The 15,329-nt window shown below is 46.2% G+C and carries 14 protein-coding genes; 4 read left to right on the top strand and 10 right to left on the bottom strand.

Annotation, left to right across the window (positions count from 1 at the left end):
- Window positions 1-32: 32 nt before the first annotated feature.
- Entirely contained in the window at window positions 33-170 is a 138-nt protein-coding gene (locus CP943_RS22550) for a hypothetical protein (RefSeq protein WP_023857015.1), read from the top strand.
- A 28-nt stretch (window positions 171-198) separates the two neighbouring features.
- On the opposite strand, the gene nfsA is transcribed toward CP943_RS22550, so the two are convergent.
- A complete protein-coding gene (gene nfsA, locus CP943_RS20720; protein ID WP_025810609.1) occupies window positions 199-948 on the bottom strand; it encodes an oxygen-insensitive NADPH nitroreductase in 750 nt (249 codons plus the stop codon).
- Window positions 949-1,092: 144 nt separating this feature from the next.
- Between nfsA and CP943_RS20725 the strand changes: the two genes are divergently transcribed.
- A complete protein-coding gene (locus CP943_RS20725) occupies window positions 1,093-2,268 on the top strand; it encodes an amidohydrolase (RefSeq protein ID WP_105981378.1) in 1,176 nt (391 codons plus the stop codon).
- 25 nt (window positions 2,269-2,293) lie between these two features.
- Here CP943_RS20725 and CP943_RS20730 read toward each other — a convergent pair whose 3' ends face one another.
- Window positions 2,294-3,463 (bottom strand): FtsW/RodA/SpoVE family cell cycle protein, encoded by a 1,170-nt coding sequence (locus CP943_RS20730; RefSeq protein WP_023857012.1) that lies wholly within the window; start codon window positions 3,461-3,463, stop codon window positions 2,294-2,296.
- A 111-nt stretch (window positions 3,464-3,574) separates the two neighbouring features.
- Complete coding sequence (locus CP943_RS20735) at window positions 3,575-4,759, bottom strand: FtsW/RodA/SpoVE family cell cycle protein (protein WP_023857011.1); 1,185 nt, start codon at window positions 4,757-4,759, stop codon at window positions 3,575-3,577.
- A 278-nt stretch (window positions 4,760-5,037) separates the two neighbouring features.
- Between CP943_RS20735 and CP943_RS20740 the strand changes: the two genes are divergently transcribed.
- Together CP943_RS20740 and ywcE are read left to right on the top strand one after the other, a co-directional pair.
- The gene (locus tag CP943_RS20740) at window positions 5,038-6,393 is read left to right on the top strand and encodes a YjiH family protein (protein WP_105981283.1); all 1,356 of its coding nucleotides are present in this window, start codon (window positions 5,038-5,040) and stop codon (window positions 6,391-6,393) included.
- Between the two features lie 406 nt (window positions 6,394-6,799).
- A complete protein-coding gene (gene ywcE, locus CP943_RS20750) occupies window positions 6,800-7,060 on the top strand; it encodes a spore morphogenesis/germination protein YwcE (RefSeq protein ID WP_020453353.1) in 261 nt (86 codons plus the stop codon).
- Window positions 7,061-7,109: 49 nt separating this feature from the next.
- On the opposite strand, the gene CP943_RS20755 is transcribed toward ywcE, so the two are convergent.
- The 7 genes from CP943_RS20755 to CP943_RS20785 are packed head-to-tail and all read right to left on the bottom strand — an operon-like array spanning window position 7,110 to window position 15,297.
- Complete coding sequence (locus CP943_RS20755) at window positions 7,110-8,309, bottom strand: clostripain-related cysteine peptidase (RefSeq protein ID WP_105981284.1); 1,200 nt, start codon at window positions 8,307-8,309, stop codon at window positions 7,110-7,112.
- 17 nt (window positions 8,310-8,326) lie between these two features.
- Entirely contained in the window at window positions 8,327-8,782 is a 456-nt protein-coding gene (locus tag CP943_RS20760; protein WP_095291386.1) for a GNAT family N-acetyltransferase, read from the bottom strand.
- Between the two features lie 11 nt (window positions 8,783-8,793).
- On the bottom strand, window positions 8,794-10,602 hold the full coding sequence (locus CP943_RS20765; protein WP_105981285.1) for an ABC transporter ATP-binding protein: 1,809 nt from the start codon (window positions 10,600-10,602) through the stop codon (window positions 8,794-8,796).
- Window positions 10,596-12,521 carry an ABC transporter ATP-binding protein gene (locus tag CP943_RS20770; protein WP_234026548.1) on the bottom strand — a complete coding sequence of 642 codons (1,926 nt, stop codon included), beginning with the start codon at window positions 12,519-12,521 and terminating at the stop codon, window positions 10,596-10,598. The genes CP943_RS20765 and CP943_RS20770 overlap by 7 nt, the downstream gene beginning before the upstream one ends.
- A 42-nt stretch (window positions 12,522-12,563) precedes the next feature.
- Window positions 12,564-14,564: an asparagine synthase-related protein gene (locus CP943_RS20775; RefSeq protein ID WP_105981287.1), complete on the bottom strand. Its 2,001-nt coding sequence runs from the start codon at window positions 14,562-14,564 to the stop codon at window positions 12,564-12,566.
- Complete coding sequence (locus tag CP943_RS20780) at window positions 14,561-15,025, bottom strand: lasso peptide biosynthesis B2 protein (RefSeq protein WP_023857003.1); 465 nt, start codon at window positions 15,023-15,025, stop codon at window positions 14,561-14,563. Before CP943_RS20780 ends, CP943_RS20775 begins: the two co-directional genes overlap by 4 nt.
- A complete protein-coding gene (locus tag CP943_RS20785; RefSeq protein ID WP_026580277.1) occupies window positions 15,025-15,297 on the bottom strand; it encodes a PqqD family peptide modification chaperone in 273 nt (90 codons plus the stop codon). The genes CP943_RS20780 and CP943_RS20785 overlap by 1 nt, the downstream gene beginning before the upstream one ends.
- Window positions 15,298-15,329 lie beyond the last annotated feature (32 nt).

Raw genomic sequence — 15,329 nt, forward strand, 5'->3', positions numbered from 1 at the left:
CATGGATAAACCTAAAGGAGCTCCTAATACTGATGAATGAGACGAAGCAAAAAACGCACCCGCCAGTCGTAGAAGAACGCTTTGCAAAAGGCTGTTTATTCGGAATCCTTTTCAGTCTTCCCTTTTGGCTGATGTTTTATCTTTTCCTTCAATACATGCTGACAAGATAAGTCCCCTCCGAGTCGGAGGGGACGTTCCTTACCTTTTGTTCAAACCTTTTCCTTTAACGAATTCATTCATATACGCACGCGGTGGCTTTTTGAGGCTTCCAGTGATCTGGTCTGTCCATTTGTCAGACCGTTTGCCGTCTGTCCGCTTTTGATAATAGTTTGAAATCGTTTCGTCATATGCGGACATATGTTTTTTAAACTCGGCTTCGTCCGCTTGATAGGCATTTTCATGATAAATGTGATCAAGCGGCAGACGCGGCTTTTTATCCGACAGGTTGGCCGGATGGCCGACGACAAGCCCGAACAGCGGCAGAACGTATTCAGGTGTTTCCAGAAGCCCGGAGACTTCGTTCAAGTTATTGCGAATCCCGCCGATATAGCAGATGCCGAGGCCCATTGATTCGGCCGCTATTGACATATTTTGAGCGGCAAGAGCTGCATCGATGACGCTGACCATAAAGGTCTCCGTCCCTTCAAGAGAAGCTGTGATATCTACACCCTTTTCCCGGGCCATTTTGTCATGCCGGTAAAGGTCTGCGCAAAATACAAACAGATGGCCGTTTTTTTCAACATATGGCTGATTTCCGGCCAATTCCGCAAGCTTGCGCTTCTTGTCCGGGTCGGTGACACCGATGATTGAATAAGCTTGAATATAGCTGGACGTCGATGCGCTTTGAGCGCTCTCCACAAGCAGGCGAATCTCTTCTTCGGTCAGGAGCTGATCTGTAAAAGACCTGATCGAACGGTGATTTAAAATTGTTTCAATCGTTTTATTCATCCTTTTACCTCCTCAACCTTTATCATATCCAATATCTGCTTTTCCCTAAAGCAAAACGGTTTGGCGGACTGCAGATGGATTCAATTTCATATGGTAAAATGATAGAATCGTCTTACAATTTTTGAAGCGGAAAGGGAGATGACGGTGAAGTCTGTAATTGAAGAATTAGATGCATTATATCCGGAAATGATCGAACTCAGGAGACATTTTCACCAATATCCGGAGCTTTCCCACCGCGAGGTCAATACACCGCGCACCATTGCAAATTACTTGGAAAACCTCGGGATTGACGTGAGAACAAATGTCGGCGGCCAAGGGGTCATCGGTCATATTAAAGGCGGCCGCCCCGGCAAGACGGTCGCCTTGAGAGCCGATTTCGACGCTCTGCCATTACAGGATCAAAAAAATGTTCCGTACCGGTCAACTGTCCCCGGCGTCATGCACGCTTGCGGACACGATGCTCACACGTCGGCTCTCCTCACAGCCGCAAAAGCCCTGGCAAAGCATCAAAAAGACTTGAAAGGAAATGTCGTGCTGATCCATCAATTCGGTGAAGAGGTCACACCAGGCGGCGCCAAACCGATGATTGAAGCCGGCTGTCTCGAAGGCGTGGATGCCATTTTCGGCACCCACATCTGGGCTCCGATGCCCGTCGGTCAAGTCGGTGTTACATCAGGCCCGATGATGGCAGCCGCTGATAAATTTAAAGTCACGATATCCGGGCGGGGCGGACACGGAGGCGCGCCTCACTTAACGACAGATGCTTTAATAACAGGAGCCTCAGTCGTCAACCATCTCCAGCAAATCGTCAGCCGCAGAATCGATCCGACGGAAGCAGCCGTCTTGTCGATCGGAACGTTTCATTCAGGCCAGGCGTTTAACGTCATCGCCGAAGAAGCGGTCATTGAAGGAACGGTCCGCACCTTTTCAAAGCATGTCCAAGAGACGATCATCGCCGAGATGGAACGCGTCATCAAGGGCGTCTGCGACAGCAACGGCGCTTCATTTTCACTCGATTATGAAAAAGGCTACCCGCCTGTCGTCAACCATGAAAAAGAAACGGACATCGTCCGCCAATGTGCCAAACGAATCGTCGGCCTTGAAGCTGTCATCGAGCTCGAACCGAATATGATCGGCGAAGATTTCTCTTATTATCTAGAACATGTCCCTGGATCATTCTTTTTTACCGGCGCGGGCAATCCGAAGACTGGAGCCGTTTACCCGCACCATCACCCGCTGTTTGATATCGATGAAAAAGGCATGCTGAACGCGGCGAAAATTCTTGTGTCGGCAGCTCTCGCATTTTTAAACCAAGATTAAAGACAGCCTGATTCGGCTGTCTTTTTTACTTAAACATATACCCTTTATATTTTGTCAGCTGGCAGCTGGCATTATAAACGATCGCATAGCCGATCAAAGCAGACAACACAGAGCTCCCTCCGTAGCTGATGAACAGAAGGGGAACGCCCGTAACCGGCATCAGTCCGACGTTCATTCCGATATTTTGGAATGTATGGATGACGATCAGCGCCGTATACCCAACACAGAAAAATGATGCAAACTTATTATAAGGATGTATCTTATCGATCAGCACGACAAGCCGGTAAATGAAAAGGAAAAACAGGATGACGACAAAAGTACAGCCAATAAAACCGAAACTTTCCCCGATGACGGCAAAGATGAAATCGGTTTGGCCTTCAGGAACGTAGACTTTCAAATTGTTCATACCCGTTCCGAAGATTTCTCCAGAGCCGATCGCCGTAACGGCCTTTTCGGTCTGATACGTATCGTTCGCGTCCTGCTGGCTCGAATCGACCCATGTCATCACCCGGTTGATCTGATATTGCTGGATGTGCAGCGTATCCTTCGAAAACTCCGGAAAATTGATCACCAAAAACAGAACGAGCAGTACGAGGGTGATTCCTGACCCCGCCACAATCGAAATCAGCTTCCAGTTCACACCTGATAAAAACACCATAACGGCGACAAAGAACATGCAGATACCGGCCGTACCGGCGTCCTGCATTAAAATCAAACCGACCGGAACCGCAGATACCCCTGCGATTTTCAGCAAAAGGTGAACATCCTCCTGCATCGAGCGCGAGCCTTTCGGACTTGCTTTGGAAATCACCGAAGCCAGCATCATAATCAGGCCGATTTTCATAAATTCCGACGGCTGCAGCGTGACCGAACCAAATTGAAACCAGCTTTTCGCTCCTTTGATAATCGGTGCGATCGACGTTGGACTGAACTTTAACACGATCAATGACAAGATGCCGAATAGATATATGTATATGCTGAATTTTTCAAGCTGCTCCAGATCAAAATAGAGAAAGCCGACGATCACCGAAATGCCGAGCAGATAAAAGAACAATTGCTTTGCCGGATAGCCCTTCAGTGAAAAAGACGGCTCTGCAGCGTAAACAGCGATCACACTGATTAAAAAGAACATGGCTAATATAAAAATCAAATCTCCCTGATAATAGGGACTTGTCGTATTTTTCTTCTGACCCATTGTACCCCGCCTTATTTCTTCATCAAAAGCACTAACTTTCATTATAACATGAACAACCGTTCACATTGCGAAAAAGGGTGAATAAAATAACAGCCTGCATGCATCAGGCTGTTATTTGAACATATAGCTTTGATACTTTGTTAACTGGCAGCTTGAATTGTAGACAACCGCGAAGCCGATCAAGGTTGCTACGACTGAGCTTCCTCCATAGCTGACCAAAAGCAGCGGGACGCCGGTCACGGGCATAATGCCGATATTCATTCCGATATTTTGAAAGGTATGAATGACAATTAAAGCGGTAAAGCCCGCACAGAAAAATGAAGCAAACCTGCTGAACGGATGTATTCGGTCTATGAGCACGACAAGCCGGTAAATTAGGAAGAAAAACATAATGACAACAAACGTGCATCCGACAAACCCGAAGCTCTCGCCGATGACGGCAAAAATAAAGTCTGTTTGCGCCTCAGGTACATAGACTTGAAGATCGCTTACACCATTTCCAAATACTTTCCCCGAACCGATCGCCAGCTGCGCCCTTTCGACCTGCATTTTATCGTCGGCATTCTGTTCGCTCGGATTGACCCAGGTCATGACGCGGTTGATTTGGTATTGTTCAACCCCGAGTGCTCCCGCGACATCGGGAAATTTGATAATGACAAACAAAATCAAAACAATGACTGTAAGACCCGTTCCGAAGATGAGAGAAATCAATTTCCAGTTCACGCCCGACAGGAATACCATCACAAGAATGACAAACGCGACGATTCCGGCTGTACCCGTATCCTGTTCTAAAATCAAGCCGAACGGAACAATGATAATACCGGCGATTTTCAGCAGAAAGATGCAGTCTTCTTTCAACGTACGCTTGCCGACAGGCCCGTTTTTCGACATGAAGGAAGCCAAATACATGATCAGCCCGATTTTCATGAATTCCGACGGCTGCAGCGTAAACCCGGGAAGCATAAACCAGCTTTTGGCACCGTTGATAACCGGCGCAAACCTGTATGATCCGATATATGCCGGACTGAACTTTAACACGATCAGCATCAAAATCCCGAGCAGATAAAAATAAAAGCTGAGCTTTTCAAGCTGCTCCAAATCAAAATAAAGAAACACGATGATGATAAAGGCCCCCAGCAAATAGTAAAGGGACTGTTTCATCGCAAAGGGTTCATTATATTGATTAAACTGCTGAGCGGCGTACACAGCCACAACGCTTATGATAAAAAAGACAATATAGACAAAAATCAAATCCCCCTGATAAAAGGGATTTGTAATATTCTTTTTCTGACTCATTCGAAATCCCGCCCTTATAATATGACACGATGAAATAATCCAGGAAGACGGCATCCGCTTCCTCACAAATGATATGACGTACAAAAGAATAAAATGTTTCGATTTTATTGCGAACAAATTCCTATTCTATTTTAAAGGATTTTTCCAACTATTGTCGAATGTGATAAATTCATTGATTTTTGATTGATTTGTATTAAAATGAGTAATGTTGCATAAAATTAAACTTTTGCCTCCGGCAGAAGCGATACAGAATCACCAATTCATAAGGAGTTTTTCATTTGGATAAAGCACTTCAAAAGCGTAAACGGCTTGATCTCATAAAATTTTTGGTCCCTTCGCTTATCGGAATTATTCTGTTTATGATTCCCGTTAAAATCGAAGGAAATTTAACGATTCCAATTGCTGTCTTTTCAAATGCATTGCAGAAGCTGCTTCAGCAGCAATTGCCGTTAATCATGACGGTCATCGTAACCGCAACATTTATCTTAACCTTTATCACCAAAACCTTTCATCCGGCTTTCATTAAAAAAAGCGAGTTTTTCTATAACTTGCTGAATGTATCTTTATTTTGGTATATCGTCCGCCTGTTCGGCATGATTTTCGCAGTGATGGCATACTTTAAGATCGGCCCTGAAGCGGTATATGCCAAGAGTACAGGCGGAACATTATTATTCAGCTTGCTGCCCGTTCTCTTCTCCGTCTTTTTATTTGCAGGCCTGTTTCTGCCGTTTCTGTTGAACTTCGGCTTGCTTGAGCTGTGCGGCGCTTTGATGAAAAAGCTGATGAGACCTGTCTTTAAGCTGCCGGGACGGTCATCGATCGATTGTATGGCCTCATGGCTCGGCGACGGCACGATCGGCGTGCTCCTGACAAGCAAACAGTATGAAGAAGGGTTCTACACGAAGCGTGAGGCCGCCGTCATCGGCACGACTTTCTCAGTCGTCTCCATCACGTTTTGCCTCGTGATTATTTCACAGGTTGACCTTGCCCATATGTTCGTTCCGTTTTATTTGACGATATTGCTGGCGGGTGCCGCAGCCGCAGTGATCAGCCCGCGGATTCCGCCTTTATCAAGAAAGGCTGATACTTATATTACAGACCAAGCGGATCAGGATCAAGAGGAGATTCCCGAAGGATACACTCCATTCCAATGGGGACTCAGCCGGGCTGTCGCAAAAGCAAAACAAAATACAAGCGTCAAAGATTTCTTGCAGGACGGAGCCAAAAACGTGCTCGATATGTGGATGGGCGTCGCTCCCGTCGTCATGGCGCTCGGCACAGCCGCACTGATTGTCGCTGAATATACACCTGTTTTCAAATGGCTCGGGCTGCCGTTCATTCCCCTGCTCGAACTGCTCCAGGTTCCTGAAGCCGCCGAGGCCTCACAAACGCTTGTCGTCGGGTTCGCCGACATGTTCCTTCCGTCTGTGCTCGGAAGCGGGATTGAAAGTGAAATGACCAGGTTCATCATCGCCTGTGTATCGGTTACACAATTAATCTACATGTCGGAAGTCGGCGGTCTTTTGCTCGGTTCCAAAATTCCGGTGACATTCCTTGACCTCGTCTTGATTTTTCTCGTTCGGACGCTGATTACGCTGCCTGTCATCGTACTGTGCGCCCACTTTATTTTTTAGACAAATAAGAGGCTCTCGGCGCCAAATGCCGAGAGCCTTTTTTGTTTAGAAAAAGTCGTTGATCCAAGGGGGCTGCGGCCTTATCGTGCGGTCCAGCCTGTCACTTCCTCTTCGTTTCCGGAATCCTGCCGGTTTCGTATAGGGAACGCGCGGTCTTGGCTAACTTTTGCAGGATCAATTTCCTCCACGCATTTTCTCTCCTTCATCCTTTATGTCCTATTGAATCGCCGCGAAAATTGAGCCGATAGTTGGAGCGGAAAATGCTTTCCAGTATGTATCATTTTTCGAAGAACGTGGTATAATAAATGTAACAGAATGTTCACAAAATATTCTCCAATTAGACACAATTGTCGTTTCATTCCGCTTTTTTGGCAGCGCTATCATTATTGAAAGGGGCTGAAAACGCATGGATATGTTTTTCGCTTACTTGCTGATCGCAAGCGCCACTCCTTTATTTTTATGGCTGGACAACAAAAAGGTCGCAATTTCTTCTATTCCGCCAATCATTTTAATGTGGGTCTTCTTCTTTTTCTACATGACCAGCAGCCTTTCTCCTACAGGACACTCTCTCATGATCGTACTCTTTATTCTCAACGTTGTCATCGCCCATGTCGCCGCTTTCATCATTTACGGACTTCCATTGATTCGAAAGCACATGAGCCGATAAAAAAGTGCCGGTTGTTCCGCCGGCGCTTTTTTTGCTGTAAGAGACACCATTATAGATCAAAGTTAAATGCTGAATGGGAGTAATCTTTGATAAATGTTTGATACCGGCCGCTGAAATCAAGCAGGTTGTATATTTTTGATTTTTCCGCAAACCGCTTTTGGTTGTCTCTGGCCGGATAATAAACGGACATGCCGCTTCCTCTCGGGTGCTCAGGAGACTTGATGTTCATGATGACAGCCTTTTTGACGGATTTTACGACCTCTTTCGCTTCTTTCTCAGCTCCGATCTGCTGGCCGATCAAGCTTGACAGATCGGCCAAATCAACCATATCCGATTCATCTGCATAATCTTCGGCAGCGAGACGTGCGTAGTGAAGCAGGCGCTTTCCATCCGGCTCTTTCAATGCCCGGTTCATGCTTAAGCTCAACCTGTCGATGGCATCGACAGCGTCTTTGACGCGGTTCAATTGAATTAAAGACTGCTGCAGGTCTTCTGTTTCACCGTTTTCTTTTGACTGCTTTATGTAGCCTGCCGCGATTTCCCTGCCAAGCTCTTTCGGATCGATTGAAGGGTCGTCTTGAACAGACTGCAGCGCATATTTGTAATCCCAGCCGTTTTGATTCGTATAGTCGACTGAAGCCAGCATGTACTTTCCATAATCCCTCAAGGCATATGCCGTTTCAATCCCGGCCATTTTACAGTTGTCAAAACCGATTAAATCAAACTTTTGCTTCGTATGTTCATAGGCCTTTTTGATTCCCGACTGGAGCTCGCTTATTTTCATTTTTTTATTGCCGAAGTTTTCGTCTCCCCCGTAGCCGTCAACGGAGCCAAGCCCATGCCCCCAGAAGATCAATACATATTTTTTAGCCGGGTATGTTTTGACTCCCCATGTGATAAAATCTGTGACGGAGCCGGGACTGTCCATATTTGTCTTCCCGATATTTTCGAGGGGCGCCAGCTTCTGATGTTCGACTTTCCACCTCTGATTCACCTTGTGACTGATCGACGGGTTCGCCCATTTTTTTGCTCCTCCTGTCTGAAGAACGACATTGACGTTTGAAGATGAACGCGCATCCATCATTTCCTGAATGTCATCGCTTGCCATATGAAAATCGCTTTCCATGTCAGAACCAATCATATATACAAGAATAGTGTAGTCGTCTTTTTCTTTTAATAGAGCGGCTGATGCCGGCTGAAAAAAGGCGACTGAAATAACGGAAACCACAATCCATTTGATCAAGTTCATCTTCTTATGCTCCTTATTTAAGATTCCGGGAAATAAATAAGAGAGTAGTAGCCGTCCTCGTCCGGCTGTTCATGTTCTAATGAATATCCAACGGATCGGAAGCACGCTAAGCACCTCTCGTTATCCTCTTCAATTCCGGCAAACCATTTGTTGATCCGGCTCATTTCCGGCAATGCCATCGTCCTTTTGATGAGCGCTTTTCCATATCCCCCTCCGCGCAAAAACGGATCGACTACAAGGGCAATGTTCCCGGTCAAGTCCTCCTCAACTTCAACCATGACAACGCCGACAGGCTTGCCGTCCTCTAAAGCCGCCCATACCCGGTAGTTTTCATTCCCGTCTGCAAAATTGAACCACTCGTCAAGCGGCATCATCCCTTCCAGCCGCCTTTTCACTTCTGCATCCTCAAACCAAGTCTGCAGCCATTCAATATTTTCTTTTCGAAACAGACGTAGTTCTTCTATATTGCTCATTGTTTTCTCCTTTACTGCGCGTATTTTTCAGCCTGCAGGCGATACAGCTCTGCATACTGGGCCTGATTTTTCATCAATTCTTGATGGGTGCCGGCCTCCGCTACCCTTCCTTTTTCTAAAAATACGATGTGATCGGCAAAACGGGCCGTGCTTAACCGGTGCGAGACAATAATGACTGTTTTGCCTTGCGTCAGCTTTTGCAGCTTATCAAATATCTCTTCCTCAATAAACACATCCAGCGCAGAGGAGGGTTCATCGAATATCAAAATGTCGGCAGACTCATCACGCATAAATGCGCGGGATATGGCGATCCGCTGCCATTCTCCCCCCGACAAATTCCTGCCGCCGAACAGTCTGCCAAGCTCTGTTTCATAACCGTCTTCAAGCTTATGTAAAAACTGATCCACTCCGCCGAAGGCCGAAGCACTTTTTATTTTAGCCAAGTCGGTGCAAGAAGAAATGTCGCCCAAGCCGATATTGTATTTCAATGTCATTTCGTACCGTAAAAAATCCTGAAACACAGCCGCGGCATTTGACCGGTAATGTTCAATATCATACTTATAAAGCGGTAAACCATTATAAGAGATCGTGCCTTGATTAGGATCAAAATAGCGCAGGAGCAATTTAACGAGTGTGCTTTTGCCTGATCCGTTTTCTCCCACGAGAACGGTCGTCTTATTCAATGGAATATCGAGCTTATGAATATCAAGAACCGTTTTGGTTCCATCATAAGAAAATTCCACTTGATCACATGTAAATCCTTTTTCCTTTTGAGCAGCTGGCGCGATTTCCCCATTTTCCATGGCATTTTTGCTGTTTAAAAAAGAATGAACATTTCCCAGGTGCCTCGTTTCTCTTGCACCGATCGCAAACGCAGCGAACATTTCATTGATTCCTTCGTTGAACTGAACCGCGGCTCCGATAAACAGCATCACATCCCCGATGGACAACCGACCATAAAAAGCCTGGTGAACGATGTAAATCAGAACGGCACCTGCGGCCAAAGATTGTAATACCGACCAGAACAGCTGATACAGCGCCAGTTTTTTTTGATCGTTGGACAGCGTATGGAGGAGCTCCATCGAGGTGTTTTTATAAAAAGATTTAAAAAAAGGAACAAGATTGTATATCTTGACCTCTCCGGCTGTTTCAGACATGAGAGGGACACCTGCATAATATTCCGCGCGCCGTCTCAGTTCCTGAACCTCTTTCCGTCCTTCAAAGGTCGCGTTGTTTAATTTCGCCTCCCAGTACAGTTTAGGAACAGCCAATATGAGAAACAGCAGCGGCACCCACGGTGCAGACATGCCGATCAGTAAACTGCTGGCTGCAATCATCACCATTCCGCCGAAGGTTTGAGACACGATGGAAACCCACATCGTGACAAAATATTCATTATAGCGGATGATTTGTGTATTGGTATGAAAAGATGCGTCTTCAAAAGCCGCGATATCAGGAATGGAAATTGCCTTTTTCATGAGCATTTCATCAAGATAAGCTTCGAGCTTGGCGGTAAGGAGCCTTTTCTGCATTTCAGCCACAGGCTGAAGGGCATCTACGATCAGCGTAAAAGCAATGTATGCAAAGGCCGCCCAAACCAGCGCATTCCAAGAAGACAGCTCAAACGGCGCCCGTGCAATCTCATCGATCACCTCTGCACTCAGCCAGACTAGGAGCGGTCCGAGCATTGCATTCAGCAGTGTAATTAAAAATAGAACAGCCGACTTAAAAGGATCGCAGCGCCAAAACAACGATAAACCATAAAAGATGATGGAAGCGGTTTGAGGCAGCTTTTTGAAAAAGGAACAAAACTTCAGCAATATACCTCATCCTTCCCCTGAAACGATTTGGCCTGCATGCGGAACATTCTGCTGTATTCCCCGTTTTTGTCCATAAGTTCCTGATGGCTTCCCTCTTCCGCGATTCTTCCGTTTTTCAAAACCAGTATGCGGTCAGCCATTTTTACCGTACTGAACCGATGGGAAATCATGATCACCGTTTTTCCCTCTGTGAAGCTGTGAAATTGCCGGAAAATATCATACTCAGCCCGAATATCCAAAGATGCGGCCGGCTCGTCCAAGATGACAAGTCCGGCATCTTTCATAAACGATCTGGCTAAAGCAATCCGCTGCCATTGGCCTCCCGAAAAATCGGTGCCCCCCCATTCAGGGCCGATCATTGTTTCCAGCCCTTCAGGCAACTCTTCGATGATTGGTTCCAGCTTAGCGGACCGGGCGGCGGCGCGAAGTTTTTCTTCATCACCTAAAGCTTCCGTTCGGCCTACCGCGATATTGTACCGGAGTGACAATTCGTACTTACCAAATTCCTGAAACACGACCGCCATCTTGTTTCTCAGCTCTTGAAGATCGATCTTGCGGATGTCTTTGCCGTTCACTTTAATCTCACCCTCATCATATTCATAAAAACGACAGAGCAGTTTGATGAGCGTTGTTTTCCCCGATCCATTCGCCCCTACAATGGCAATTCTTTCTCCCGGTGATACTGAAAAGCTGATTCGATTTAGAACATCGCCTGTGTGCATGTCATTCGGTTCAGGGTACTCGTCGTGTTCCCGCATCTCTTCATCCTCGAGCTCATCAAGCATATCCAAATCTTCCTCATTCACATCAGCTTCATTTCCCCGGGAGCCGGCAGCCGCTTCTCTGAAAGGATAACGGAAGATGACATTTTTGAATTCGACTGCCAGCGGTCCTGCGTCCCCGAGAGATTCTCCATTGGAAGGAAGCCTGATATCCTTTTCGGCGTTCATAAAAAGAAAAAAGTCTCTTCCCATTCTCCATATATCCAACGTATCTGCACCTTCCTTGGCGATATCCCGGAGAGCCGTTGATAATTGGAACACAGCCCCTAAGTACAACGATATATCCCCCACAGAAAAACTGCTTGAATGGGATTGGGACAGAATCCAAAAGTACCCCAAACCCGTCCCCGCCCCCGATAAGAAACCCGTTAAAACCGACCAGCGCGCGCTTCTGACTTGAATATTCCGCAGCACAGAATATAAGCCTTTAAAAGCAGATTGATATAAATCAAGAAAGAAAGACCCCAGGCCAAACAGGCGTACTTCTTTGGCGGATCGTCTCCCGAGCAGAATGTGGCGCGCATATGCGGCCCTCCTTCTGACAGGGGCGTAATCCTTGTGATATTCCCACTCCATTTCATTGTAATGATTATGGACAAAAGCGAATGGAGCGGTAGATAAAATAAGGATGACAGCAAGAACGGGCGACAGATAGGCAATAATCAAAACAACGCCCGCCAAAGACATAACGGCTGTCACCAAGTTCGAACTGATATTAATGAATTGGGAAGGAAGCCATGTCGAGCGATCCCGCAGTGTTTCCAGCCGGTCCCTGTACTTTGGATCCTCAAAAAAACGCATCCCCGGAATGCGGTCAAAAGCGTCGATTAACAAACTGTTGACTGTGATCATCGACCTCTCAGAAAGCATGGCCTTCACCCATTTTTCCAATGATTTAACGACACTGATCATGACCAGGCTTCCCGCATAAATGACAGCCCATATTTCCGCATAGATGACCGCTTCCTGCTCGACAATGCCGTCGATCATTTGCTTTGAAGCGTACAATTGGATTAAAGGTGCTCCGGCTTCGATCAACATGAAGATAACCATGCAAATCATCAGACGCGGACCGGATTTCCAGACCATTTTCCCAAGCAGGCCCGCCGTTTGCAGCGGCTCTTGAATATGCTTCATCTTCCACACATGCTTCACCTTCATTTTCTATACCTATTGTGGTCATTGATACGAGTATATTTTGGCTTTCTCCAGCGTATTGACGGTTTCGATATCAGCCATGACCCTTGGTTTTCCCGGACGGCTCCGATCGAGAAGGTGCTCCTTCCCCTTGGATGCTTCCCTGAGCCATATTTCCAAGTCAATGACAGATCTCATGTACTGATAGCCCATGCCCAGATCATTATTTGGATCTTCAGAGCGAATAGCCATAGCCAGCAAGTGTTTCCACCATATATTGCGCTTAATGATGCCGAGCTCTTCAACAAAGACGTGCTCTCCCGGTTCAAATAGCTGAAGAACGTGTCTGCGGTCATTCATAAAGCTTTTCCTGGCCATATGGGCATATGTTGTTTTCGTTGATCTGTTATAAACATAGGCAGGCAGGATATCGGTGAAAGATTTGCGAAGAAGCATTTTAGAGCCTGCATAATGTTCTTCAAGCCCTTTTAAAACATTAAAATGCTGTTCAGGCGGTACGGAAAATGAAAATTCGATCAGCCGCCGATCCAAAAACGGATGGTACGTAGGCAATGTCACACCAACAGCATCCATGTACCTCGCCCTCGGCCACAAAAAGTCATAATGAAACCTCTTGCCCCACACCGAGAGGTCCCGGCTTTTTCGATAGCGAAGATGATCCTCCTTATTGATCTCCCGTTCTCTCTGTCGGTGTTCTTCAGTAAAATATTCAGGCAGCTCATATTCCGTATCTGACCACAGCAGGTCGTAATAGAGCTTTTCTCCGACATAAGGCATGAAAGGGGCGATTCCGTATTGAAATCCCAGCTTCAGCATCTCTTTCATGCTGCCTCCCGACCATTCGCGAAGCAATTTGTAGATTTCAGAAAACCGTCTCTGCCGAAGCAGAGAATCGATCACTGACACTTCTCCGCTAAAAATGAAATCCCCGCCCTCACCCGTCAGGACAGACGAAGCACCATACTCCTCAGCGATCACTGTAAAAGTCTCATTAACCAGTGAATTGGCTCTCGGATCAGGACCGTCTACAAACCAAAGCGGATCACGCCCGATTTCCGCGTTTGGAATTTTGGCTGTGGCGTCTCCGAGAATGATCAGGCCGGGAATATCCATATCGCGCATCATATTTTTTACAAGGTCCTTGTCATGGCTTAATATCATGTCAGGTTCGGCAAATGATATATTGACGGCCAGCAGCTGTTCCTTCCGTCCGCCTGCAATTGCGGCGGCGGTTACGGCAGCTGAATCCAGTCCGCCGCTTAATTCGACAATATGCTTTTCATCTTTTAAACGATCTGCTGTCACTTCCTGAAAAAGCTCCCGGAACCGCGGAACTGCGTCTCCAGCAAGATCTTTCCCGTTTAACAGCTGCGAAAGTCCCCAATAGCTGTGCGCATGAACCGCATGATCCCGGCCAAGAAAAGCGTAGGACGCCGCAGGCACTTTGCGTATTCCTTTAAAAAACGTCCGATCTTCAAAGCCGTTTTCTCCTACAGCAAAGCCTGAAGTAGGAAACATTCTGCACACATTTTGATCGATCGCAAAAGGAATGTCATGAACAAGCAAAAGGATGCGCAAGTCATTCGCTGCAAACCATTCTCCTTTCGGACTGACCCAATAGTAAACAGGACGGGTTGCGTATATATCAGTCGCCAAAACAAGGCTATGTAGACTGTCATCCCACCACATCATCGTAAATTCGCCATGCGAGTGAGACAGCATGGCAGCTTGATCCTGCTTCAAAGACACGTACAGCTTGTCATATTGTTCAATCTTTCGGGTGCCATCCGATTTTGCGTTAAGACCGCCGCTGATCCAGCCGTCTAAGATGACGGGATGCAAAAGATTTATTTGAGTTGTAGGTCTAAAAGCTTCATCGTATCGGATATGCGCTTCAGCCATGTTGGCGATCCCGCGGCTGTAGCTGTGAATCCGTTCCGCACGTCCCCATTTCTTGACGGCGGAAACCCACTCATGCCATGCAACGGTGTTGTCTCCCTGCATTCCAAACCATACTTTCATACTAGAGATAACACCCACCTTTCAGCGTAAGCGCTCATCTTATACGTCTGTAAAACTTTTAAATCCTTATTTTTATGATTCGGATCGATCGATTTGCCGTTTTCCATTTGAACCCACGCATGAGAAAACAGCTTGTCATCAATTTTCTTGACCCCGATCATGAGATCAGCATCAAACCCATTGCTGAATAATATAGATTGAATCGTTAATGCAATAGAAACGCATGAAGTAACCAAATGGTCGTCTTCATCAAGCGAATATAAATATTCGCCGTTCTGGTGCAGTTCGTCTATATCAAGCAGCCCTGCACCTCTTTGCTGTGCGCTTGCATACAGCGGAAACAGATGGATCGCAATTTTTTCATAAGCTTCTTCAAAATCATGATTTAACAGCATCATACGTACAAAAGCATGAACGGTTGTAAAATATTCGTGATTTTTGACAAGCGCTCTTTTTTTCATCAGCTTTTATCCTCTATTTCAATCAGCTTATGATGTGTCAGTTCCTGTATCGCCTCATTTAATATCGCTGACAGTTCTTCCTCTGTCTGATCGAACGCCGATTGCCACTTGATCAGAATATCTTTTTTATCCTTTCGCTCATTTTCAATTTCGATCCACAGCTCTTTTAAAGCCCCTTCCAATCCGAAATACTGCCCATTGTCCAGGTTTAGGACGATGCATTCATTTTCCAACACGGTTGTCGCTGTCTCTTGATTTCGAATAATTTTCAAAGATTAGACCTCCCCGGTATGCATGATTTCAG

Origin of the sequence: Bacillus paralicheniformis, assembly GCF_002993925.1 — a bacterium.
Lineage (GTDB): Bacteria > Bacillota > Bacilli > Bacillales > Bacillaceae > Bacillus > Bacillus paralicheniformis.